Origin of the sequence: Paraburkholderia sp. BR13439 (assembly GCF_040948805.1) — a bacterium.
Lineage (GTDB): Bacteria > Pseudomonadota > Gammaproteobacteria > Burkholderiales > Burkholderiaceae > Paraburkholderia > Paraburkholderia youngii.
In genome coordinates this window covers 101451-123102 of record NZ_JBFPKN010000006.1, presented here as the reverse complement: position 1 = coordinate 123102, position 21652 = coordinate 101451, and the positions used below count along the sequence as shown (strand labels likewise).

Sequence of the window (21652 nt, the reverse complement as noted above, 5' to 3'; positions counted from 1 at the left end):
AGTCATCCTGACTGTTCGTCATGACCGGTAGGCGATTCATGACGCGCGCGCGGCGCGGGAATCAGCGCCTCGTGCTCGCCATCGCGAATCAGAATCAGCGGATAGCCGAACGCGCGGCTCGTCAACGCGGGCGTCAGCACGTCGCGCACCGGGCCCGCATACGCGCCGCCCGCGCCGTCGAGCAGCAACGCGTGCGTCGCGAAGCGGCGCGCGAGGTTCAGGTCGTGGCAGGAGAACAGCACACTGCGCGGTATGCTGCGTCCCGGCTCGCGCGTCCATGCAACGAGCGCTTCGAGGCAGTCGATCTGGTGATGCAGGTCGAGATGCGACAACGGTTCGTCGAGCAGCAACAGCGGCGCGTCCTGGCACAGCACTGCCGCGAGCGCGACGCGCTGACGCTCGCCACCCGATAGCGACAGCACGTCGCGCGCCGCAAAGCCCGCAAGGCCGAGCGATTCGAGCGCCGCCTGTGCAGCCGCGCGATCTTCATCGCGCTCCCAGCCCCAACCGCCCAGATGCGGGAAGCGATTCAGCAGCACGATGTCGAGCACGCTGGCATTGAACGCATCGGCCGCGCTTTGCGGCATCAGCGCGCGGCGCCGTGCGAGCGGCAGCGGCTGCCAGTCGGCCACGCGCACGCCATCGAGTTCGACATGGCCCGCCGCCGGACGCAACAGGCCCGCCAGCGTCGACAGCAAGGTGGTCTTGCCCGCGCCGTTCGGCCCGGCGATACACCAGACTTCGCCCGCATTGAAGGTGTGCGTGAACGCGTCGAGCAAGGTGCGCGCGCCGGCGCGCAGTGTCAGGCGCTGCGTGCTCAGCATCGAAGAGGTGGGGCTGGGTTCGGCTTGCATCATCGGCGGCGTTTGAGCAGCATCCACAGGAACACCGGCACGCCGACCAGCGACGTGATCACGCCGACCGGCAATTGCGCGGGCGCAATCACGGTCCGCGCGATCAGATCCGCGCCCATCACCGCGACACCGCCGCCGAGTGCAGCCGCCGGCAGCAGCATGCGCTGGTCGTTGCCGAACGCGAGCCGCAGCATATGCGGCGCGACGAGACCGACGAAGCCGATCGTGCCCGCGGTCGTCACCGCCGCTGCCGCCGCCAGCGACGCGACCAGGTACACGCGCAAACGCAGCGGCATCACCGCGACGCCGAGCGCTTGCGCGGCTGCGTCGCCGCGCAGCAGCACGTTCAGACGCGGCGCGGCTGGCACGATCGCGAGCAACACGAGCGCGAGCGCGATCAGCGCGGTCCACGGCAGCGCGCCGCCATTGAGGTCGCCGGTCAGCCAGAACAGCATGCCGCGCAGACGGCTATCGGGCGCGAGATTGAGCAGCAGCGTGATCATCGCGCCCCACCCGGCCGCGATCACCGCGCCGGTCAGCAGCAAACGCGGCGACGTGTCCTGCGGCTCGCCGCGCCACAGTTCGCGACGCGCGAGTCCGAGCACCAGCAGGATCGACACGAACGCACCCGCGAACGCGCTCGCATCGACGATCCACCATGCGCCGCCCGCGATCATCGCGACCAGCGCGAAGCTGGCCGCGCCGCCCGACACGCCGAGCACGTACGGCTCGGCCAGCGGATTGCGCAGCAGCACCTGAAGCAGCGCGCCGGCGAGCGCGAGCAACGCGCCGCACGCGAAGCCCGCGAGCGCGCGCGGCAATCGCAACGTGCGCACGATTTCGCCGGCGAGATCGTCGCTGCCCGTGGCGCCGAACGTGTGCGTTGGCACGAGCGCCGCAAGCACGCGCGACGGCGCGAGCGGCACGCTGCCGAGCACCAGCGACGCGCCGAGCAGCGCGACGGCGGCGAGCGCGAGTCCGAGCCAGATCGCGGCCGCGCGTTTCGCGTTCATCGGGCGCGGCGTTGCCATCGCGGCGGACAGCGAACCGGACGCGCGACTCCTCCGCGTGCCCTCACGCATGCGGCCAACCCGGCGCGCGCGTCACTGCTGCTGCCAGCCGAGCGTGACATACGCACCGCGTCGCGGCGAGTTATACGAGTAGGCCGTCTCATAGTCCTTGTTGAACAGATTGTCGATTTGCGCGCTGACGTACCACGCCTTCGTGATGTTGTAGCGCGCCGATAGATTCACGATGCCATAACCACCGAGGTTACCGGTGCTGTCTGGACGCGGGCCGCTGACGATCCACTCGCCGCCAACCCGCCATCCACCGATGCTGCGATTCGCCGCGAACGACCCGAAGCGTCGCGCGCGTCGCACGAGGTCGGTACCGCTGTCGAGATCGACCGGGTTCTGCAGCGTCAATGTCGCGCGTACGTCGGTCTTGCCGACATGACCGCTCCACGATCCTTCGAGTCCCTGCACCTTCGCATGGCCGACGTTCTCCGCGAGATAGATGCCGGGGATCGTCTGCACGTAGTCGATCAGATTCGTATAGCGCGTCTGGAATGCGTTCAGACGCATCACGCCGAGCGCGTCGGTCGCGTACTGCAAACCGGCTTCGACCGAGTGACTGCGCTCGGGCTGGATCGACGGGTTGCCGCTGATCGGATAGTACAGATCGTCGAAGCTCGGCGCGCGGAACGCATCGGAATAGCTTGCGGTTACCTTCCAGTGCGACGTGATGTCGAAACCGTAGCCGAGATAGTAACTGTTCGCTCCGCCGAAATCGGAGTACTGGTCGCGGCGTACGTTGGCCTGAATCTGGTTGCGGCCGAAGCGTGCGCTGTAGCCGGCGAAGACCGAATCGACGTGACGGTCGGGCGCGGCGAACGTGTCGGAGTCGAGAGTCTGGTCGAGATGCTCGTAGCCGAATTGCAGCTTCTGGTTCGCGGCGAGCGCGAAATCGTTCTGCCACGTGTACTGGCGATTGTCGGTATCGAAGCGGTCGTTGTAGATGCCATTGGTGTTCGATACGCTGCGGTCGTCGCCCTCGGCGAGCGTGAAGTGGGTGGTCCACCACTCGGTCAGCTTGCCGTTCGCAAACACCGACACCTGACGCACCTTGCTATAGAGGTTGTTCAGATCGGTTGGCACGCCGTACGCATTGTCGTAGCTGTTGTTGTTGTTCGACTGGAAGTAGCTGACGCCCGCATCCCACTTGTCTGTGAACTTGTGGCGCAGCGACGCGCTGATGCTCTCGTTCAGATTGCCGTTCGCGTTCGGATTCGCGGCCGGCGCCTCGAGCGGATCGAGCGACGAAAAGCCGTCGCTCTTCGTGCGAGCGAGCGAGATGTTGAAGGTCGTGCGGCCGTCCTGATCGAGCGCGCCGTTCACACCGGCCGTTTGCGTCTGCGTGTGGTAGCTGCCGTAGCCGAGCGAAAAATTGAAGCGCGGCGGATGATCGCCGCCGTCTTTCGTGAACACCTGCACGACACCGCCGATCGCGCCCGAGCCGTACAACGCCGACACGTTGCCGTTCACGACTTCGACGTGATCGACCTGGTCGAGCGGAATCTGTGCGAGCTGAGCGGAGCCGAGACTCACCGAATCGACGCGCACGCCGTCGATCAGCAGCAGCGATTGCGTCGACGACGCGCCGCGCAGAAAGAGGCTCGTGGTCGAACCGGGGCCACCCGTGCGCGAGATTTGCGCGCCGGGCGCGAGTCGCAGCAGGCCGGGCAGATCGGTCGCAGTCGTGTCGGCGATGTCCTGCTGATCGAACTGCGTGGTCTGCGGGATCGCGTCGCGCAACGCTTGCGCTCCGCGTTGTGCGGTCACGACGATCGGCGAGAGCACGTTGCCCGATGCATCGGCGGAAGCGGGATTGGCCGCATCGGCAACGTTTGGGGCGTTCGCGGTGCTTGCATCCGCAGCGGACGATGAAGGCACAGGCTCGGCGCTTTGCGCATGCGCGACGAGCGGCAGGCTCGCGAACGCGAGCAGCGTCGCGTGGGCGATGGGGGACAACATGGGATGACATTCCTGTGGATAGCGTGCGCGGCCTGCTTCCCCGCAGGCCGACGCGTCACGAGGCGTCCCCCATGTTTAACGTTTTCGCGGGGGGACGTCCCTCTTTTCTGGCCGGTATCCGGGCTACGACACATCGATCCCGCCTTCCCACGCGTGACGCGCAGTGGCACACTCGCAGATTGAACTTCCAACCGTGCGACAAGGACCGACCTGCATGAGCACATCACATGCGGTCGTTTACCGTTGCGGGGGCAGCGCAGGTTCGCGCAGCCGGTTTGGCACCGCGCGCGCCCTGCTTCCCGTTTAACTGCGCGCGCCGAAAAGCGCGCGCGGGCACCAGAGTGCGGGAAGTGTAGGAGCGGCTTCGCGGGGCGTCAAGAAAGGCCAACCGGAGCGCGATCCGTTCTGTCGAATGCAGGTTATTGTCCGATGGATTGCCGGTCTTTTATCTTATGGTCGACGACACGACTCGCAACGAACCTGCACGAAGCGATGCTGTTACGTCTCGAAACGAGACAATTGTCGGAACCTGTAATATTCCGCGCTAAAATGCGATGTCTTTAGAGGACGCAGCACATGCTCACCGAACTCGAATCACTCTCCCAGAACATCGGCAAGCTGATTGCGATCAGCCAGCGCCACAACGAAGCGCGGATCGCGCTCGAAGAGCAGCTCGCGCAAACACGTGCCGAAGTACAAGCCACGCACGCAGAACTCGCGCAATTGCGTGCCGAGCGCGATGCACTGCAAGCGGAACGCGACGCGCTGTCCGCCAAGATCGACGACGCTCAGGTGCGCCTGAATGCGATTCTCGAAAAATTGCCGCGCGCACGCGCAAGCAGCGAACCGGATAACCAGCTCGATCTGCTCGAGTCCGCCCAGCCCGAACACGAGGAAGCGGAAGGCGACGTGAGCCGACACGGAGAAAGCGCATGACCACCAAGCAGATCGAAGTATCGATTCTCGAAGTACCCTACCGTCTCGCCTGTTCGCCTGAAACGGAAGGCGCGCTGCTCGAGGCGGTCGCGCGCGTCGACGCCGAGATGAAGAAAATCCGCAGCGGCAGCAACGTGCGCGGCACCGATCGCATCGCGGTGATGGCGGCGCTGTCGCTGGCATCGGAACTGCTTAAGCTGCAAAGCAGTGTGCGACACGGAGAAGCATTTCCTGCTGAAGAAATCCGGCGTACAATGCAGCAAATGAACGAACAACTAGGTACTGTGATTGAGCAGTACAGCATGCAGTAAGCAGTAGTTGACTCAATAGCGGGCCGGTTTCGAACCGGTCACTTGTTCAACGGTTTGTGTTGTAGCTTCATCGGTTTAGCTTCCCTGCCTGGTTCGCCAAGGTCATATATTCCTTGAACCAATGCCATGTGCACGGTTGCGGAAATTTGTAGCACGGGTGTGCGCGTCACTCTGTCTGATGTACCCGAAGTGTTGCTAACTGCGACCAATTCTGAACCCTCGGTTCAGGATGCCGGCCTAGCGGCTAAGGCGGGGACCTTATCTGGAACGGCATCGGACTTCGGTTCGATGCCGTTTTTCTTTGGTCGTCGTTTTTTCTTTTGTGTACCTGTTTCAGGGGCTTTCCCGCGTGCGCCTGTTGTTGGCGCCTCGTTCAATCTCACACGCTCACTCCGATTCATGCGCTACTGGCTGATGAAGTCCGAACCGGACGAAGCAAGCATCGACGACCTCGCCAACGCACCGCATCGCACCTTGCCGTGGACCGGCGTGCGCAATTATCAGGCGCGCAACTTCATGCGCGACGTGATGCAGGTCGGCGACGGCGTTCTCTTCTATCATTCGAGCTGTCCGGAACCCGGCATCGCGGGCATCGCGGAAGTCTCGTCGACCGCGTATCCGGACCCGACGCAGTTCGATAAAAAGAGTCCATACTACGACGCGAAATCGTCGCCGGAAACGCCGCGCTGGATGCTCGTCGACGTCGTGTTCAAGAAGAAAATCCCGCTGATTCCGCTGGCCGCGCTGCGCGAGCATGCCGAATTGCAGGACATGCGCGTGCTCGCCAAAGGCAACCGTCTGTCGATCACACCGGTGACCGACGCCGAATGGCGCTTCATCACTAAACAGCTGGTTTAAGGGCAAATGCGCGACGCGGCACGTGTCGTGATCGCGTCCGGGGCCATCATTTCCGATGCGGCGGCGAAGTACTAATTGGGGAACCAAGCGCCACTAAAACGCGCCTAATCGCTCGACGAAAGCGCGAGGTCGAACCAACCGTTCGACGGCATCCCGATCCATTCGCCAGCGCATCCGTCAAACCGCGCGCCACCATCGCGTCATCACGCGGCGCACGCGTCGAACGTGCACAACCTGTTCAAACAAGGATTCCAGCCATGACGACAAAATCCGCACGGGCCCTCGCACTCGCGCTCGCCTTTGGCGCGCCAGTGGCGCTCGCGCTGAACCCGGCGCCCGCTCGCGCACAAACCATGATGCCGCAGCCCTCGGGCGTGCTGTCGCTGAACGCGCAGGCGAGCGCGGAAGTCCCGCAGGACGAAATCGAAATCACGCTGTTTTACGAGCAGGAAGCGAGCGAGCCGTCGGCGTTGACGTCGACGCTGAATCAACGTGCCGACGCGGCATTGCAGAAGGCGCGCGGCGTGGCCGGCGTAACCGCGCGCTCGGGTGCGTTCTCGATCTTCCCGTCGACGGACCGCGACGGACGCATCTCGGCGTGGCGCGGCCGCACGGAGGTCGTGCTCGAGTCGCACGACTTCGCCGCGGCATCGAAGCTCGCCGGACAGATGGCATCGTTCATGCAGGTGGGCAACGTGCGCTTCTCGCTGTCGCCCGAAGCGCAGCGCGCCGCCGAACAGCGGCTCAGCGGCGAGGCGATCAAATCGTTTCGCGAGCAGGCCGCGGCATCGTCGCAGGCGTTCGGCTTTAGCGGCTATTCGATCCGCGAGGTCAACGTGAATCACAGCGGCGTGATGCCGCGTCCGGTGATGATGAGCGCACGCGCGATGGGCGCCGACGCGAAGAGCGCGCCGATGCCGCTCGAAGGCGGCACCTCGACGGTGACGGTCAACGTGTCGGGGTCGGTGCAGATGAAGTGACGCGCACGCGCGAACGCCAGCGCATCAAAGAGAAACGCCACGGCATCCATCGAAGCCGTGGCGTTTTTTCATGCAGCGTTCGCTACGCTGGCCGGGCGCGGCTCAGTTCGCGCCAACCGCCTGCGCCGGCTCGCGCCGCCCACGGCGATACGCCCACACCATCAGGCCGATGCCCGCGAGGATCATTGGCAGCGACAGCCATTGACCCATCGACAGCCCCATTGCGAGCAGGCCGAGGAAATCGTCCGGCTCGCGCGCGAATTCGACCGTGAAGCGCGCGAGGCCGTAGCCGATCAGGAACATCGCGGAAATCGCGCCGAGCGGCTTCGGCTTGCGCGAGAAGAAAATCAGCACGAAAAACAGCGCCACGCCTTCGAGCGCGATCTCGTACAGCTCCGACGGATGCCGCGGCAGCATGTGATATTGCGCAAACACTTCGTTCAGATGCCATTGCGCGGCCAATTGCGGATGCGCGGCGAGCCAGCTGGCGTCGTCGGGCGCGGCGCCGGGGAACAGCATCGCCCACGGCGCGGCCGGATCGGTCACGCGGCCCCACAGCTCGCCGTTGATGAAGTTGCCGAGCCGCCCCGCCGCGAGGCCCGTGGGCACCATCGGCGCGACGAAGTCGGTGACCTGCAGCCACGAGCGCTTGCGCTGATACGCGAACAGCATCATCGCAATGGTGACGCCGAGAAAGCCGCCGTGAAACGACATACCGCCTTCCCACACCTTGAAGATGTCGAGCGGATGCGCGAAATAGAAGCTGGCCTTGTAGAACAGCACATAGCCGAGCCGGCCGCCGAGGATCGTGCCCAGCACGCCGAAGAACAGCATGTCGTCGATGTCCTTTGCGGTCCAGCCTTGCGCGGCGACGTACGGCAGCCGCAGCCGCAGCCGGGCGACCACGATCGCCGCGACGAACGCGACGAGGTACATCAAGCCATACCAGCGCACGGCGAGCGGCCCCAGATGGATGGCGACAGGGTCGAAATTCGGGTGAATGAGCATCGTGTAGTTATGGGCAGTTCAGGTTCGAAAGCAGTTTTACAGGGATCAGAAGCGGGATCTAGACACGCGACGCCACGCTCGCCGCATGCGCGCGCACGATGTCGATGAAGCCCGCCAGCACCGGGCTGACCTCGTCGGTACGCCAGACGAGCCCCGTTTCGATCGCGGGCACCGACTCGGACAACGGCCGGTACACGACGCCCGTGCGCCGCAGGTTACGCAACGATTGCGGCACCAGTGCGACGCCCATGCCGGCCGACACGAGACTCACGATGGTCTGCATCTGGATCGCCTCCTGGCCGATCCGCGGCGCGAGGCCCGCGACGCCGTAGCAATCCATAATGATGTCATAAAAGCCTGGCGCGAGACGTCTCGGGAAGATCACGAGCGGCGCGTCGCCGAGATCGCGCAAGCTGACGGGCGTGTCGAGCCATTCGGCGGCGGGGTCTTCATTTGGCTTGCCCTTGCCGTTTTTGTTCACGCTGCCTTGCAAGCCTCGCGCCATCTCCGTCGACATCGCGATCACGAGCGGCTCGCGCGCGATCGGCAGCCACGACAGCTGCGATGCATGCCGCGACGGCAGCGGCGCGATCACCAGACCCGCGTCGATACGCCCGGCCACCAGTTCCTCGACCTGCACGTCGCTGGTCGCCTCGGTCAGCTCCAGCCGCACGCGCGGATGCCGCGCGCCGAAATCGCGCAGCAGCAGCGGCAGCAGGCCGTAATCCGCGGTCGATACGAACGCGAGCGACAGCACGCCCGCCTCGCCGCGCGCGAGGCTCTGCGCAAGCGGCCTTAAACCTTCCGCCGCCGCGAGCAGCCGCTGCACCTCCGGCAGCAGATCGGCGCCGACCGCGGTCAGCTCCACCGAGCGCTTGGTGCGCGCGAACAGCTCGACGCCGAGCGTCTCTTCGAGCGCGCGGATCGCCTGCGACAGCGGCGGCTGCGTCATCGACAAACGCGCGGCCGCGCGCCCGAAGTGCTTTTCCTCGGCGACGGTGACGAAATAGCGCAACTGGCGCAGATCAGGAATCGTCGGCAGCATGATTAATATATTTTACGACCTGAAGAGCCGCGAATAATACATGCGACGCCGGCCACACAAAACCGCCTGTTCGCGCGGTCTGGCGGAACTACACTGAACGGATGCGCTCGCGGGCGCCGCGTGCGCACTAATCAGAACAGCCAGACATGGAGCTCCCCATGGCCTACAACCGTCGTTCGAAGAACATCACGCAAGGCATCGCGCGTTCCCCGAATCGCTCGATGTACTACGCGCTCGGGTACCAGAAGGAGGATTTCGACAAACCGATGATCGGCGTCGCCAACGGCCACTCGACGATCACGCCATGCAACGCCGGCCTGCAGCGTCTCGCTGACGCGGCCGTGACCGCGATCAAGCGCGCCGACGCGAATCCGCAGACCTTCGGCACGCCGACGATCTCGGACGGCATGTCGATGGGCACCGAGGGCATGAAGTACTCGCTGGTGTCGCGCGAGGTGATCGCCGACTGCATCGAGACCTGCGTGCAGGGCCAATGGATGGACGGCGTGGTCGTGATCGGCGGCTGCGACAAGAACATGCCGGGCGGCATGATCGGCCTCGCGCGCATGAACGTGCCGGGCATCTACGTGTATGGCGGCACGATCCGGCCGGGCAACTGGAAAGGCACCGATCTGACGATCGTGTCGTCGTTCGAGGCGGTCGGCGAATTCACGGCGGGCCGCATGTCGCAGGAGGATTTCGAGGGCATCGAGAAGAACGCGTGTCCGTCGACCGGTTCGTGCGGCGGCATGTACACGGCCAATACGATGAGCTCGTCGTTCGAGGCGCTCGGCATGTCGCTACTGTATTCGTCGACGATGGCGAATCCCGACCAGGAGAAGGTCGATTCGGCCGCCGAATCGGCGCGCGTGCTCGTCGAAGCGGTGAAAAAGGATCTGAAGCCGCGCGACATCATCACGAAGCAGTCGATCGAAAACGCGGTTGCCCTGATCATGGCGACCGGCGGCTCGACCAACGCGGTGCTGCACTATCTGGCGATCGCGCACGCGGCCGAGGTCGAATGGACGATCGAGGACTTCGAGCGCATGCGCAAGAAAGTGCCGGTGATCTGCAACCTGAAACCGTCGGGCCAGTATGTCGCCACCGATCTGCACAAGGCGGGCGGCATACCGCAGGTGCTGAAGATCCTGCTCGACGCCGGGCTTCTGCACGGCGATTGCATGACGATCACCGGCAAAACGCTCGCCGAGGAGCTGAAGGACGTACCCAGCAAACCGCGCAGCGATCAGCAGGTGATCTTCCCCATCGACCACGCGCTGTACGCCGAAGGCCATCTCGCGATCCTGAAGGGCAATCTCGCCGAAGACGGCGCGGTCGCCAAGATCACCGGACTGAAAAACCCGGTCATCACGGGTCCGGCGCGCGTATTCGACGACGAGCAGAGCGCGCTCGAAGCGATCCTCGCCGACAGGATCGTCGCTGGCGATGTCGTCGTGCTGCGCTATCTGGGCCCGAAGGGCGGCCCCGGCATGCCGGAAATGCTTGCGCCGACCTCGGCGATCATCGGCAAGGGGCTCGGCGAATCGGTTGGACTCATCACCGACGGCCGCTTCTCGGGCGGCACGTGGGGCATGGTGGTCGGGCACGTCGCGCCGGAGGCGTTCGTCGGCGGCACGATCGCGCTCGTGCAGGAAGGCGATTCGATCACGATCGACGCGCACCGGCTGCTGCTGCAACTGAACATCGACGATGCCGAGCTGCAGCGCCGCCGCGCCGCATGGCAGGCGCCGAAACCGCGTTATACACGCGGCGTCATGGCGAAGTATTTCGCGCTCGCGCTGCCGGCGAATCGGGGGGCGGTGACGGGTTAATTGCTACGGGGCGGCGCGCCCCGCTCCGCTGGACGAACCCGCCGCCACGCTACGCAAAAACGCCAAGGGCGCACGAAAATCCGTGCGCCCCTTTGCTCTTATAATGCGTGCACCACGAGCCGGGCATCTGCACTGGCGGAGACCATAATGAAATCGATGTCGTACGCAGCCGTAGCAGCTTCTGTTGCGCTCGCCGCCGCATTGAGCGCCACGAGTCCCGCAGCCCGTGCCGAAGCAGCCGGCCTCGCGCTCGCCCAGCAGAAGAACTGCATGAGTTGCCACTCGGTCAACCGCCCGTTCATGGGGCCGGCGCTGCACGACGTCGCTATCCGGTATGCGGGTCGCGACGACGCCACGGCCTATCTGAAGCACAAGATCCTCGATGGCAGCACCGGCGTATGGGGAACCATGCCGATGCCCGCGAACACGCAACTGACGCCCGATCAGGCGGCCACGCTGGCGGCCTGGGTGCTGACGCTCAAATAACGGACCTCTCGTGTCGCCGCGGCGTCAACGCGAGCCCCGCGCGATTTCTTCTTCCACCGCTTCACGTACCCAATCGGTCATCTCGGCTTCGAGCGTCTGTGCGACTTCGCGAGTGATCTGACTGACGAGCAGGCTCGTGTGCTGCTGCACTGCGTCGCGGCAGCGCGCCTCGATGATGCCGCGCCCCTCGCCCGTCAGAAAACGCTGAAAGCGTCCGTGCAAACGTTCGGCGAGCGCGTCGGCGTCGAGTGGGAGCCGAGCGGGAGCGGCTTCGTGCGCGCCCTCATGGTCGAAATCCGGCGGCACGGTCGCGCCGGCTTCGAGCGGTATGAAGGGCTCGGTACGATCGAACACACCGGGCGACACCTCGGCCACGTCCTCATGCAGGCCTTCATGCAGCTCCTCATGCCCATGTCGCGCATGAATGCCGTGATGCGGCCGGGCCTGCTTTCTCGCGTGCGTGTGATCGGCCACCTGCGGCTGATGAAGTTCGGTCTGCGCCGGCTCCGGCGCGAGAACCGGCTCGGGCGAACTCAGTTGCTCGGGTGTGGGCACGGGCTGCGGCGCGAGCACGGGCTGGGGCGCCAGCGTCGGTTCGGCCGGATGCGCGGCCGGATGCGCGGCCGGATGCGCGGCCGGCGGCGCGAACGCGGGCTCGGTGCGCAATCCCGGCTCGCGCGCCGCCGGTTGCGCGGCGGCCGGGGTTGCGGGCTTGGCGCCCTGGGGCGCGGGCGCGGCGCCATCGGCCGACGCCTCGCGCGTTTCGCGCGCGCGGCCCGGCACGATGACCTCGTTCAGGATCGGAATCGAATTGTCGTTGGGATCGGACACGTGCGCTCTCCGTGTTTGAGTCGAAGCCAGGGCAGGCGGTCCGCATGCCGCGCTCCTCGCGGCCATGACGCGAGAGCGGAACGAACTAGCCGCCCTGCTTGTAGTTGTTCAAAGCATAGCCGCGATCGCGATAGAAGCGATAGCGCTCGCGGCCCGCAGCGAGTTCCTCATGTGCGTTACCGACCACTTCGAGCAATCTTTCGAAGCGCGCGAATTGCGCCGGCACCGTTGCGCCAAGATTCAGCAGCACCTGATGATGCGGCACGTCGTCGAGATTCGTGGCCAGCACGACGGGTGTATCGGCGGCAAGCGGCGTGCCCGCCATGCAGTGCGGCACGAAGTCGAGCGGTGAGAAGGTCCACAGCATTTCGTCGAACGCGCGCAGACGCGGGGGCTCGGCCAGCACGACGAGCGGCTGGCCCGCCAGATACGCCTTGCGCACGAGGCGGCACGCGTACAGCAGCGAATCGCCGACGTTCGAGTGAAAGTCGATTCTCGTCATCGGCCGCTCCGCCCCGCTTGCCGTGCGCCGTGCGCGCGCTTACCGCACTGCGTCATTGGCCGGCGCGGTCGATCAGGAACTGCGCGAGCAGCGGCACCGGACGACCCGTCGCACCCTTCGCCGCGCCGCTCTTCCACGCGGTGCCGGCGATGTCGAGATGCGCCCACGGGTACGAATCCGTGAAGCGCGACAGGAAGCAAGCGGCCGTCACGCTGCCGGCCGGACGCCCGCCGATGTTCGCGACGTCGGCGAAATTCGACTTCAGCTGATCCTGGTACTCGTCGTCGAGCGGCAGGCGCCAGGCCGGGTCGGCCGCTTCGCGCGACGCGTCGAGCAGTTCGCCCGCGAGCGCATCGTCTTTCGAGAACAGGCCGCTGTTGTGATGGCCGAGCGCGATGATGCAGGCGCCCGTCAGCGTCGCGATGTCGATCACCGCGGCCGGCTTGAAGCGCTCCGCGTAGGTGAGCGCGTCGCACAGAATCAGGCGGCCCTCGGCGTCGGTGTTCAGCACCTCGATCGTGATGCCCTTCATGCTGGTGACGATGTCGCCCGGCTTGGTCGCCGTGCCCGACGGCATGTTCTCGACGGCCGGAATGATGCCGACCACGTTGATCTTCAAACCCATTTCGGCGACCGCGCGCAGCGTGCCCAGCACCGAGCCCGCGCCGCACATGTCGTACTTCATCTCGTCCATGCCCTCGCCCGGCTTCAGCGAAATGCCGCCCGTGTCGAACGTGACGCCCTTGCCGACCAGCACGACCGGCGCGGCCTTCGCGGCGGCGCCCTGGTACTGCAGCACGATGAACTGCGCCGGCTCGACCGCGCCCGCGGTGACCGACAGGAACGAGCCCATCTTCAGCGCTTCACACTGCTTCTCGCCGAGCACCTCGACCTTCAGCTTCCAGTCTTTCGCGAGCTTCTTCGCGGTGTTCGCAATATAGGTCGGCGTGCAGACGTTGCTCGGCAGATTGCCGAGGTCGCGCGTCAGGTCCATGCCGTTCGCAAGCGCGGCGCCCTGCTTGGCGGCGAGCTTGGCGGCCTTCTCGTCGCCCGTGTTGACGCTGATCACGACGCGCTTTAATGCGCGCGGCGTGCTGTCCGCCTTGCTCTTCATCTGCGTGAAGCGGTAGGTCACCTCGCGCAGCGCGAGGATCGCGGCGCGCACGCACCAGTCGGCCGTGCGTTCGAGCACCGGCAGTTGCGCCAGCGTGAACGTCACCTGCACGATCTTCGTGCCGAGCAGCGCGCGCCAGGCAGCGCGGACCGCCTCGCCGTAGGCTTTCTGACTGAAAGCATCCTGTTTGCCGAGGCCGACGAGCAGCACGCGCGACGCGCCGATACCCGACACTTCGTGCAGGAACAGCGTGGTACCCGCCTTGCCGTCCATATCGCCCGCCTTGATGATGCGCGTGAGCAGGCCCTTGGTGGCCGCGTCGATCTCCAGCGCGGCGCCCGACAGCGTTTGCGACTCGAACACACCGATCACGATGCAATCGGATTTCCCGGTCAGGAAACCGTTCGTCGAGCCTTTGGTCCAATCACAGGCTTTTATGCTAAAGTCCATCGCGCTTGTCCTCGGATAAAATCTGGGCTTAGGATGAAAGCCGCAATTATCCGCTATTTTTCCCGCGGCGGCTGCACCGGAGGCGTGACGGGAACGAACCCCCGCGTCGCCGTGAGCGCCCCCTCTCGTCATCAATAATGATCTTTGAACGCTCCCTCCAGCGCGAGCTCGCGTACACGGCTGGCGCCGTGTTCATGGTTCTCCTCACGCTCGTGCTGACGACGATGATGATCCGCATCGTCGGCTTCGCGGCCTCGGGTGAGATCGATCCGCGCGACGTGCTGGTCCTGATCGGCCTCACCGTGATCGGCTATCTGGCCATCATGCTCGTCGCCACGCTGTTCGTGTCGATTCTGTTCGTGCTCACGCGCTGGTACAAGGACTCCGAGATGGTCGTGTGGCTGTCTTCGGGCGTCAGTCTCACGCAATTCATCAAGCCGATCGGTATCTTCGCCACGCCGATCATCATCCTGATCATGTTCTTCGTGTTCGTCGGCTGGCCGTGGTCGAACCAGCAGAGCAAGCTGATCCGCGCGCGCTTCCAGCAGCGCGACGAAGTCTCGCTGCTGGCTCCCGGGCAGTTCCGCGAATCGCCGAGCACGCACCGCGTGTTCTTCATCGAGAAGATGTCGCCCGACCAGGGGCACGTGGAAAACGTGTTCGTGACGAGCACCGAGGGTGGCAAGGTCAACGTCGTGGTGTCGAAGAACGGCCACATCGAGACGCACAAGAATGGCGACCGCTTCGTCGTGCTCGAAAACGGCCGCCGCTACGACGGCGAGCCGGGCCACCCCGATTTCCGCATCATGGAGTTCGAGCGCTACGGCGTGAAGATCCAGAGCCAGCCGGTCGTCAATACACCGACCACCACCGGCTTGCCGACAATGACGCTGCTGCGCAATCCGACCAACGAGAACCTCGCCGAATTCGCGTGGCGCGCGGGTCTGCCGTTGATCGCGATCAACCTGATGCTGCTCGCGATTCCGCTCGCGCACCAGAACCCGCGGCGCAGCCGCACGATCAACCTCGTGATGGCCGTGTTGATCTACCTCACCTATTCGAATCTGCTGAACGTCGTGCAGGCGTGGATCGAACAGGGCAAGATGTCGTTCGGCATCGGGCTCGTGATCCTGCACGTGATCGTGCTCGGCATCGTCGCGTTCATCTTCTGGATGCGGGTGCGCAACCGGCCGCTGTTCACACGCGCCATGTTCAGCCGTTCGCAGGGAGCCTGACCGATGCGCATTTATGAAAGGTATTTCGCGCGTCAGATCTATCTCACGTTCGTCTTCATCCTGTTTGCATTTTCAGGTCTGTTCTTCTTCTTCGACCTGATCAACGAACTGAACTCGGTCGGCCACGGCAACTACAAGTTTCAGTACGCGGTGCTGCGCGTCGCACTGCAAACGCCGTCGCGCTTCTACGAAATCATTCCGGTCGCGGCGCTGATCAGCGCGATCTACGTATTCGCGCAGATGGCGGCGAACTCCGAGTACACGATCTTCCGCGTGTCCGGTCTCGCCACCAACCGGGCGCTGCGCTCGCTGCTGAAGATCGGCATTCCGCTCGTGATCGTCACCTATCTGATCGGCGAAGTGGTCGGCCCCTACACGGATCAGCTGTCCGAGCGCGTGCGGCTCGAGGCGCTCGGCTCGTCGGTGTCGAGCAACTTCCAGTCGGGCGTATGGGTCAAGGACACGCTGACCGAGCGCGCCGACGGCGAGCAGGTCACGCGCTTCGTCAACGTCGGCGAACTGAGACCCGACGCGACGATCAGCAACGTGCGCATCTACGAGTTCGATTCGAAGTTCCGTCTGTCGAACATCCGCATCGCGCAGAGCGGCCGTTATCAACCGCCGGGCCACTGGCTGCTGACCGGCGTGACCGACACGCAATTGCTCGACGTGGCCCGTGCACCCGGTACGCCGGCCGATGCGCTCAATCCGGTGTATCGCGCGAACCAGGTCACGCTGCCCGAGTATTCGCTGCGCTCGGAGCTGACGCCGCAGATTCTGTCGGTGCTGCTGGTGTCGCCGGACCGGATGTCGATGTTCAATCTGTTCCGCTATATCCAGCATCTGACCGAAAACCATCAGGACACGCAGCGCTATGAAATCGCGCTGTGGAAAAAAGTACTGTATCCGTTCGCGGTGTTCGTGATGCTGGTGCTGTCGCTGCCGTTCGCGTATCTGCATACGCGCGCGGGCGTGGTCGGCATGAAGGTGTTCGGCGGCATCATGCTCGGCATGAGCTTCCAGCTGTTCAACACGCTGTTCTCGCACATCGGCACGCTCAATACGTGGCCCGCGCCATTGACTGCGGCGACGCCGGGGCTCATCTACCTGGTGCTCGGGCTCGTCGGGTTGAAGTGGGTCGACCGGCACTAACTCACAACGCCAGAGGGCGTTGAGGGGCATCGTCAGGAGCTGATGCGATGGCTATGCACGGACTGATTCTGTTTGGCCACGGCGCGCGCGATGCGCGCTGGCGCGAGCCGTTCGAGCGACTCGCCGACAAGCTGCGCGCCGCGCGCGCGGCAACGGGCGAAGCGCAGGCGGTTACGCTCGCCTTTCTGGAACTGATGGAACCCGACCTGCCCGCGGCCGTCACGCAACTCGTCGCGCAAGGCTGCGCTGCGATCACCGTGGTGCCGGTGTTCTTCGGCCAAGGCGGACATGTCCGCACGGATTTGCCCGCGCTCGTCGAGCAATGCCGCGCCGCGCATCCGGGTGTCGAGATTCGCTGCGCGGTGGCGGTCGGTGAGGATGATTCGGTGCTCGATGCGCTCGCGCAGTATTGCTTGCGGCAGCTCTGATTTTTTCGTTCTAGTTGTTCAGATTCGCCGCTCTTTCAGGCCGGTCCTGCCGGGGACATTCAGGCCGCGACCAGCATCCCGTTCGGCGAGCGCTTCGCCTCGGTCTGCCGCGCCGCGAACGCCTCACCGATCATCAACAGACTCGGCTGCGACGCATCGACCCAGCGCTGAGCTTCGCCCGCCGCCAGATCTTCGAGTGTCAGCGTCAGCATGCGTTCGCGCGGCGTGCTGCACGCCTCGACGATCGCCACGGGCGTCGTCGCGGGCTTGCCGGCGTCAATGAGTTGCTGTGCGATCTCGACGCCGCTGTCGCGGCCCATGTAGAACACCAGCGAATCGGCGTTGACCTGCTCGCGGATCTCGTCGGAACCGGGTGCGCGGCTGAAGGTTGCGAGCGCGACGCTGCGCGACACGCCGCGCAACGTCAACGAACGCTTCAGCGTGGCCGCGCTCGCCAGTGCGGCGGTGATGCCCGGCACCACTTCATACTCGATGCCCGCGGCTTCGAGCGCGCGCATCTCTTCGTCGGCGCGGCCGAACAGCATCGGATCGCCGCCCTTCAGACGCACGACCACGTCGTGCTCCAAAGCCGCATCGACGATCTGCTTGTTGATGAACTGCTGGGCCGTCGAAAGCTGGCCGCAGCGCTTGCCGACCGCAATGCGCTTCGCGCGCGCGGGCGCGTAGTCGAGCATCGCCGGCTCGACCAGCGCGTCGTGCAGCACCACGTCGGCGGCGCCGAGCAGCCGCGCGCCGCGTACCGTAATCAGGTCCGCGGCACCGGGTCCCGCGCCGATCAGATAAACCTTACCCATTGACCTCAACCTGTTCGTTGGAGCGGACGCAGGCGGCGCGTTGCGCCGCCTGCGTCGCCCTGCCGTCGCCTACCGGCCTATGCTGAACTCAGGCGGAAAACGCCCGGATCATGCCGGCCGCGACGGTATGGTTCGTCGCCTCGTCGATCAGCACGAACGCGCCCGTGCCCTGATGCGCGTCGTACGCATCGCATACGAGCGGCTTCTGCAAGGTCAGCGCGACACGACCGATGTCGTTCATCGCCAGTTCCTTGCGATCGGTCGCCTGCGACAGCGTATGCACGTCGAGCACTTCCTTGATCGCACCGATCTTCGCGAATACCGTGTTGGTGGTCTGCTTCAGCAGATACTTGCGCTGCGTCGACAGCGGCGTGTCGTCGAACCAGCACAGGTCCGCTTCGAGCTTCTTCGCCGGTTCCGGCGCCGCTGCGCGCAGCACGAAGGTGTCGCCGCGCGACACGTCGACGTCTTCGGCGAGACGGATCGTCACCGTCTGACCGGCGAACGCGCGGTCCACCTGCGCGGTACCGCCGACCACCGGCGCGATGATCTCGGCCACGGTCGCTTCGCGATTGGCCGGCAGCACGACGATCGTGTCGCCCAGCTTCACTTCGCCCGATTCGACGCGGCCCATGTAGCCGCGGAAATCGTCGGCCTGGCTGCCGTCCTGCCGCGCGACCCACTGCACCGGGAAGCGCAGCGCCTCACCGCTCGCGGTTTCGACCGGCAGCGCTTCGAGCACGTCGAGCAGCGGCTGGCCCGCGTACCACGGCATGCGCTCGCTCGCGGTGACGATGTTGTCGCCCTTGAGCGCCGACACCGGCACGAAGCGCACGTCCTGCAGTCCGAGGTGACGCGCGAGTTCGACATACGCGTCGCGGATCTCGTTGAAGCGCGCTTCGCTGTAGTCGACGAGGTCCATCTTGTTGATCGCGACGATCACGTGCTGCAAACCGAGCAGCTTGACGATCGCGCTATGACGCTTGGTTTGCGGCAGCAGTTGCGCGACGCCGTTTTCGAACGTCACGCGCGTCGCGTCGACGAGGATGATCGCCGCATGCGCGGTCGACGCGCCCGTCACCATGTTGCGCGTGTACTGCTCGTGGCCCGGCGTATCGGCGATGATGAACTTGCGCTTGGCGGTCGCGAAGTAGCGATACGCGACATCGATCGTGATGCCCTGCTCGCGCTCGGCTTCGAGGCCGTCGGTGAGCAGCGACAGATCGATTTCGTCGCCGACGGTGCGCTTGTTCTTCGCGCGCGACAGTGCCGACAACTGGTCGCTCAATACCGCCTTGCTGTCGTACAGCAGGCGACCGATCAGCGTGCTCTTGCCATCGTCGACGCTGCCCGCGGTGATGAAACGCAGCACGCCGAGGTCTTCTGGTTGGTGAATACTGCTCATGATTGCATTGCCCTCGTCGTGTGCTTAGAAATAGCCTTGCTTCTTGCGTTGTTCCATCGCAGCTTCAGAGACCTGATCGTCCATCCGCGTCGCGCCGCGTTCCGTGATCTCGGTAACGGCGGTCTCGGCGATGATCTTCTCGATGTCGTCCGCGTCGCTTTCGACCGGGCACGTGCAGCTGATGTCGCCCACCGTGCGGAAACGCACCAGTGCCTGTTCGCTCGTCTCGCCTTCGCGCATCGGCGTGAGCGGCGTGACCGGCACCAGCAGCCCGTTGCGGCGCACGATCTCGCGCTGATGCGCGTAGTAGATCGACGGCAGTTCGAGCTGCTCACGCGCGATGTACTGCCACACGTCGAGCTCGGTCCAGTTCGAGATCGGGAACACGCGCATATGTTCGCCGTTGTGCAGACGCGCGTTGTACAGGCTCCACAGTTCCGGGCGCTGTGCCTTCGGGTCCCACTGGCCGAATTCGTCGCGGAACGAGAAGATGCGCTCCTTCGCGCGGGCCTTTTCTTCGTCGCGGCGCGCGCCGCCGATCATCGCGGTATAGCCGTACTGCTCGATCGTTTCGAGCAGCGTGACCGCTTGCGCGGCATTGCGCGAATCCGTTTCGCGACGCAGACGCACGGTGCCGCGCTTGATCGAATCTTCGACATGACCGACCACCAGTTCCGCGCCGATTTCTTGCGCGCGACGATCGCGGAAGTCGATCACTTCGTCGTAGTTGTGACCCGTGTCGATATGCACGAGCGGGAACGGCAGCTGCGTCTTGCGGTTCGCGCCGAGGCCGAACGCCTTCAGTGCAAGCGCGAGCACCACGACGGAATCCTTGCCGCCCGAAAACAGCAGCGCCGGCTTGCTGCATTCGGCGACCAGTTCGCGCAGGATATGAATCGACTCGGCTTCGAGCCAATCGAGGTGATCCATCCGGTTGACCGTGTTGGCAAGCGGAGCGTTGACAGTGGAATCGAGCGTGGTGCTCATAGCGGGTCCTTCGTTGATTCGCCCGGCAAGCGCATGCATGCGGGCGGAAGTATTCAGATCGGTTTCGGCGGCGGTCGACCGCAAGCTCGTGCGCGGCATTCAGGCCGGCGCGTTTTCGTTGCGCTCGACCGCAATCGGGGTAATCGCCGTGATATGCAAGCCGCATTCCTTCGTATCGCGCGACTCCCACCACCAGCGCCCCGCCCGGCTGTCTTCGCCGGGGCGGATCGCGCGCGTACACGGCTCGCAGCCGATGCTCGGATAACCGCGCGCATGCAGCGGATTGACCGGCACGTCGAACGCCTTAAGATAATCCCAGACTTCGGCTTCGGTCCAGTCCGCGAGCGGGTTGAACTTGGCGATGTTGCGCGCGCCGTCGTGCTCTTCCTCGTGCAGTTCGGCACGCGTGACCGACTGCTCGCGGCGCTGCCCGGTCACCCAGGCGCTGACCTCGGCGAGCGCGCGATTGAGCGGCTCGACCTTGCGGATCTCGCAGCAGCGCTTGCGCAGCTCGACGCTTTCGTAGAACGCGTTCAGGCCGTGTTCGCCCACGTACTGCTCGACCGCGGCCGCCTGCGGATGAAACTGCTCGATGTCGTAGCCGTAGCGCTCTTTCACGCGGTCGAGCATGCCCAGCGTTTCCGCATGCAGACGGCCCGTGTTCAGCGAGAAGATGCCGATCTTCACGCCGCGCGACAGGATTGCGTGCGTGAGCAGCATGTCTTCGGCGGCGAGGCTGCTCGCGAGCTTCACGTTCGCGTGACGCGCGGCGATCGAGTCGAGCAGCGCGTCGAGTCGCTCGACCTTCGCTGCCAGCTCCGGGCTCAACGATTGGGCGGTGTTCATGCCGGCACCTTGTCAGCCTGTGCGGCACGGCGGCGGAACAGCGGCGACGGGTCATCGACGGCGCCCTGGTACTGCACGGTGAAGTCGTCGAACGCCTTCAGCGCGTCGTTGATGTCCTTGTCCGCGCGCACCGCGAACGCGTCGAAGCCGCAGCGGAACATCAGCCTGACCTGGTCGCGCAGCACGTCGCCGATCGCGCGCAGTTCGCCCTTATAGCCATAGCGCTCGCGCAGCAGACGGCCGATGCTGTAGCCGCGCCCGTCGCGGAACACCGGGAAGTCCACGGCGATCACAGCGAGTTTGTCGAAGTCGCCGGCGAGGTCCGCCGGTTCGCTATCCGGCGCGAGCCACACGCCGATTTCGGTGGCGCCGCGCGCGGCGAGCAGCGCTTCACGCTCGGCCTGCCACAGCACCAGCGGCACGATGACCTTGCCGGCTGGCAATTCGCTCACCGCCGGCAAAGCGCCGTCTTCCGCGGCACGCACGACGCTCCAGTCGTCGTTGACGATGTCGCGGTTCTTGATGATAGAAGCCATCTGTTC

Annotated in this window: 22 protein-coding genes, 1 other RNA gene and 1 riboswitch; of the genes, 10 read left to right on the top strand and 13 right to left on the bottom strand. The window is 65.0% G+C overall.

The annotated features are described in order from the left end of the window. Positions 1–2: 2 nt before the first annotated feature. From AB3X96_RS14175 to AB3X96_RS14165, 3 genes are all read right to left on the bottom strand, one after another. Entirely contained in the window at positions 3–857 is an 855-nt protein-coding gene (locus tag AB3X96_RS14175) for an ABC transporter ATP-binding protein (protein WP_368590398.1), read from the bottom strand. Next, complete coding sequence (locus AB3X96_RS14170) at positions 854–1867, bottom strand: FecCD family ABC transporter permease (protein WP_368590239.1); 1014 nt, start codon at positions 1865–1867, stop codon at positions 854–856. The genes AB3X96_RS14175 and AB3X96_RS14170 overlap by 4 nt, the downstream gene beginning before the upstream one ends. Before the next feature lie 90 nt (positions 1868–1957). Continuing rightward, on the bottom strand, positions 1958–3889 hold the full coding sequence (locus tag AB3X96_RS14165) for a TonB-dependent receptor (RefSeq protein WP_368590238.1): 1932 nt from the start codon (positions 3887–3889) through the stop codon (positions 1958–1960). 91 nt (positions 3890–3980) lie between these two features. Continuing rightward, positions 3981–4245: riboswitch (cobalamin riboswitch) on the bottom strand. A gap of 220 nt (positions 4246–4465) precedes the next feature. Between AB3X96_RS14165 and AB3X96_RS14160 the strand changes: the two genes are divergently transcribed. From AB3X96_RS14160 to AB3X96_RS14140, 5 genes are all read left to right on the top strand, one after another. Then, positions 4466–4825: an ATPase gene (locus tag AB3X96_RS14160; protein ID WP_368590237.1), complete on the top strand. Its 360-nt coding sequence runs from the start codon at positions 4466–4468 to the stop codon at positions 4823–4825. Continuing rightward, complete coding sequence (locus AB3X96_RS14155; protein WP_013088698.1) at positions 4822–5136, top strand: cell division protein ZapA; 315 nt, start codon at positions 4822–4824, stop codon at positions 5134–5136. The genes AB3X96_RS14160 and AB3X96_RS14155 overlap by 4 nt, the downstream gene beginning before the upstream one ends. A gap of 78 nt (positions 5137–5214) precedes the next feature. Next, positions 5215–5396, top strand: a non-coding RNA gene (gene ssrS, locus AB3X96_RS14150) — 6S RNA. A 139-nt stretch (positions 5397–5535) separates the two neighbouring features. Next, entirely contained in the window at positions 5536–5994 is a 459-nt protein-coding gene (locus tag AB3X96_RS14145; RefSeq protein WP_176121144.1) for an EVE domain-containing protein, read from the top strand. 257 nt (positions 5995–6251) lie between these two features. After that, complete coding sequence (locus tag AB3X96_RS14140; RefSeq protein ID WP_368590236.1) at positions 6252–6974, top strand: SIMPL domain-containing protein; 723 nt, start codon at positions 6252–6254, stop codon at positions 6972–6974. A gap of 102 nt (positions 6975–7076) precedes the next feature. Here the strand turns inward: AB3X96_RS14140 and lgt are convergent, their stop codons facing one another. Both lgt and AB3X96_RS14130 read right to left on the bottom strand, forming a co-directional pair. Beyond that, the gene (gene lgt / locus AB3X96_RS14135; protein ID WP_176109317.1) at positions 7077–7982 is read right to left on the bottom strand and encodes a prolipoprotein diacylglyceryl transferase; all 906 of its coding nucleotides are present in this window, start codon (positions 7980–7982) and stop codon (positions 7077–7079) included. 58 nt (positions 7983–8040) lie between these two features. After that, entirely contained in the window at positions 8041–9027 is a 987-nt protein-coding gene (locus tag AB3X96_RS14130; protein WP_176379184.1) for a LysR family transcriptional regulator, read from the bottom strand. Positions 9028–9185: 158 nt separating this feature from the next. Between AB3X96_RS14130 and ilvD the strand changes: the two genes are divergently transcribed. Together ilvD and AB3X96_RS14120 are read left to right on the top strand one after the other, a co-directional pair. Continuing rightward, entirely contained in the window at positions 9186–10859 is a 1674-nt protein-coding gene (gene ilvD, locus AB3X96_RS14125; RefSeq protein WP_176121141.1) for a dihydroxy-acid dehydratase, read from the top strand. Between the two features lie 147 nt (positions 10860–11006). Continuing rightward, positions 11007–11345 carry a c-type cytochrome gene (locus AB3X96_RS14120; protein WP_368590235.1) on the top strand — a complete coding sequence of 113 codons (339 nt, stop codon included), beginning with the start codon at positions 11007–11009 and terminating at the stop codon, positions 11343–11345. Positions 11346–11369: 24 nt separating this feature from the next. Here the strand turns inward: AB3X96_RS14120 and AB3X96_RS14115 are convergent, their stop codons facing one another. From AB3X96_RS14115 to AB3X96_RS14105, 3 genes are all read right to left on the bottom strand, one after another. Further along, positions 11370–12176, bottom strand: coding sequence for a DUF2486 family protein (locus tag AB3X96_RS14115; protein ID WP_368590234.1), 807 nt, complete (start codon positions 12174–12176; stop codon positions 11370–11372). An 85-nt stretch (positions 12177–12261) separates the two neighbouring features. Continuing rightward, complete coding sequence (locus AB3X96_RS14110; protein WP_368590233.1) at positions 12262–12678, bottom strand: DNA polymerase III subunit chi; 417 nt, start codon at positions 12676–12678, stop codon at positions 12262–12264. 52 nt (positions 12679–12730) lie between these two features. After that, positions 12731–14242: a leucyl aminopeptidase gene (locus AB3X96_RS14105; RefSeq protein ID WP_368590232.1), complete on the bottom strand. Its 1512-nt coding sequence runs from the start codon at positions 14240–14242 to the stop codon at positions 12731–12733. Positions 14243–14379: 137 nt separating this feature from the next. Between AB3X96_RS14105 and lptF the strand changes: the two genes are divergently transcribed. Genes lptF through AB3X96_RS14090 form a run of 3 tightly spaced genes read left to right on the top strand, consistent with a single transcriptional unit; the run spans position 14380 to position 17057 of the window. Beyond that, positions 14380–15477, top strand: coding sequence for an LPS export ABC transporter permease LptF (gene lptF, locus AB3X96_RS14100; RefSeq protein ID WP_176109324.1), 1098 nt, complete (start codon positions 14380–14382; stop codon positions 15475–15477). A 3-nt stretch (positions 15478–15480) separates the two neighbouring features. Further along, positions 15481–16629, top strand: coding sequence for an LPS export ABC transporter permease LptG (lptG, locus tag AB3X96_RS14095; RefSeq protein WP_368590231.1), 1149 nt, complete (start codon positions 15481–15483; stop codon positions 16627–16629). A gap of 47 nt (positions 16630–16676) precedes the next feature. Then, positions 16677–17057, top strand: a complete 381-nt coding sequence (locus tag AB3X96_RS14090; protein WP_176109326.1) for a sirohydrochlorin chelatase — start codon at positions 16677–16679, stop codon at positions 17055–17057. A 59-nt stretch (positions 17058–17116) separates the two neighbouring features. Here AB3X96_RS14090 and cobA read toward each other — a convergent pair whose 3' ends face one another. The 5 genes from cobA to AB3X96_RS14065 form a co-directional block, all read right to left on the bottom strand. Beyond that, entirely contained in the window at positions 17117–17872 is a 756-nt protein-coding gene (gene cobA / locus AB3X96_RS14085) for a uroporphyrinogen-III C-methyltransferase (protein WP_184227824.1), read from the bottom strand. A gap of 88 nt (positions 17873–17960) precedes the next feature. Further along, positions 17961–19277: a sulfate adenylyltransferase subunit 1 gene (locus AB3X96_RS14080; protein WP_018431719.1), complete on the bottom strand. Its 1317-nt coding sequence runs from the start codon at positions 19275–19277 to the stop codon at positions 17961–17963. A 24-nt stretch (positions 19278–19301) separates the two neighbouring features. Then, positions 19302–20264: a sulfate adenylyltransferase subunit CysD gene (gene cysD / locus AB3X96_RS14075; protein ID WP_176366993.1), complete on the bottom strand. Its 963-nt coding sequence runs from the start codon at positions 20262–20264 to the stop codon at positions 19302–19304. Positions 20265–20363: 99 nt separating this feature from the next. Further along, complete coding sequence (locus tag AB3X96_RS14070; protein WP_368590230.1) at positions 20364–21110, bottom strand: phosphoadenylyl-sulfate reductase; 747 nt, start codon at positions 21108–21110, stop codon at positions 20364–20366. Beyond that, complete coding sequence (locus tag AB3X96_RS14065) at positions 21107–21646, bottom strand: DUF934 domain-containing protein (protein ID WP_368590229.1); 540 nt, start codon at positions 21644–21646, stop codon at positions 21107–21109. Before AB3X96_RS14065 ends, AB3X96_RS14070 begins: the two co-directional genes overlap by 4 nt. Positions 21647–21652: the final 6 nt, after the last annotated feature.

Bases quoted from the DNA above. Each gene is read 5' to 3' on its own strand.
- AB3X96_RS14175 (WP_368590398.1), bottom strand. From the start codon at position 857: ATGATGCAAGCCGAACCCAGCCCCACCTCTTCGATGCTGAGCACGCAG.
- AB3X96_RS14170 (WP_368590239.1), bottom strand. From the start codon at position 1,867: ATGAACGCGAAACGCGCGGCCGCGATCTGGCTCGGACTCGCGCTCGCC.
- AB3X96_RS14165 (WP_368590238.1), bottom strand. From the start codon at position 3,889: ATGTTGTCCCCCATCGCCCACGCGACGCTGCTCGCGTTCGCGAGCCTG.
- AB3X96_RS14160 (WP_368590237.1), top strand. From the start codon at position 4,466: ATGCTCACCGAACTCGAATCACTCTCCCAGAACATCGGCAAGCTGATT.
- AB3X96_RS14155 (WP_013088698.1), top strand. From the start codon at position 4,822: ATGACCACCAAGCAGATCGAAGTATCGATTCTCGAAGTACCCTACCGT.
- AB3X96_RS14145 (WP_176121144.1), top strand. From the start codon at position 5,536: ATGCGCTACTGGCTGATGAAGTCCGAACCGGACGAAGCAAGCATCGAC.
- AB3X96_RS14140 (WP_368590236.1), top strand. From the start codon at position 6,252: ATGACGACAAAATCCGCACGGGCCCTCGCACTCGCGCTCGCCTTTGGC.
- lgt (WP_176109317.1), bottom strand. From the start codon at position 7,982: ATGCTCATTCACCCGAATTTCGACCCTGTCGCCATCCATCTGGGGCCG.
- AB3X96_RS14130 (WP_176379184.1), bottom strand. From the start codon at position 9,027: ATGCTGCCGACGATTCCTGATCTGCGCCAGTTGCGCTATTTCGTCACC.
- ilvD (WP_176121141.1), top strand. From the start codon at position 9,186: ATGGCCTACAACCGTCGTTCGAAGAACATCACGCAAGGCATCGCGCGT.
- AB3X96_RS14120 (WP_368590235.1), top strand. From the start codon at position 11,007: ATGAAATCGATGTCGTACGCAGCCGTAGCAGCTTCTGTTGCGCTCGCC.
- AB3X96_RS14110 (WP_368590233.1), bottom strand. From the start codon at position 12,678: ATGACGAGAATCGACTTTCACTCGAACGTCGGCGATTCGCTGCTGTAC.
- AB3X96_RS14105 (WP_368590232.1), bottom strand. From the start codon at position 14,242: ATGGACTTTAGCATAAAAGCCTGTGATTGGACCAAAGGCTCGACGAAC.
- lptF (WP_176109324.1), top strand. From the start codon at position 14,380: ATGATCTTTGAACGCTCCCTCCAGCGCGAGCTCGCGTACACGGCTGGC.
- lptG (WP_368590231.1), top strand. From the start codon at position 15,481: ATGCGCATTTATGAAAGGTATTTCGCGCGTCAGATCTATCTCACGTTC.
- AB3X96_RS14090 (WP_176109326.1), top strand. From the start codon at position 16,677: ATGGCTATGCACGGACTGATTCTGTTTGGCCACGGCGCGCGCGATGCG.
- cobA (WP_184227824.1), bottom strand. From the start codon at position 17,872: ATGGGTAAGGTTTATCTGATCGGCGCGGGACCCGGTGCCGCGGACCTG.
- AB3X96_RS14080 (WP_018431719.1), bottom strand. From the start codon at position 19,277: ATGAGCAGTATTCACCAACCAGAAGACCTCGGCGTGCTGCGTTTCATC.
- cysD (WP_176366993.1), bottom strand. From the start codon at position 20,264: ATGAGCACCACGCTCGATTCCACTGTCAACGCTCCGCTTGCCAACACG.
- AB3X96_RS14070 (WP_368590230.1), bottom strand. From the start codon at position 21,110: ATGAACACCGCCCAATCGTTGAGCCCGGAGCTGGCAGCGAAGGTCGAG.
- AB3X96_RS14065 (WP_368590229.1), bottom strand. From the start codon at position 21,646: ATGGCTTCTATCATCAAGAACCGCGACATCGTCAACGACGACTGGAGC.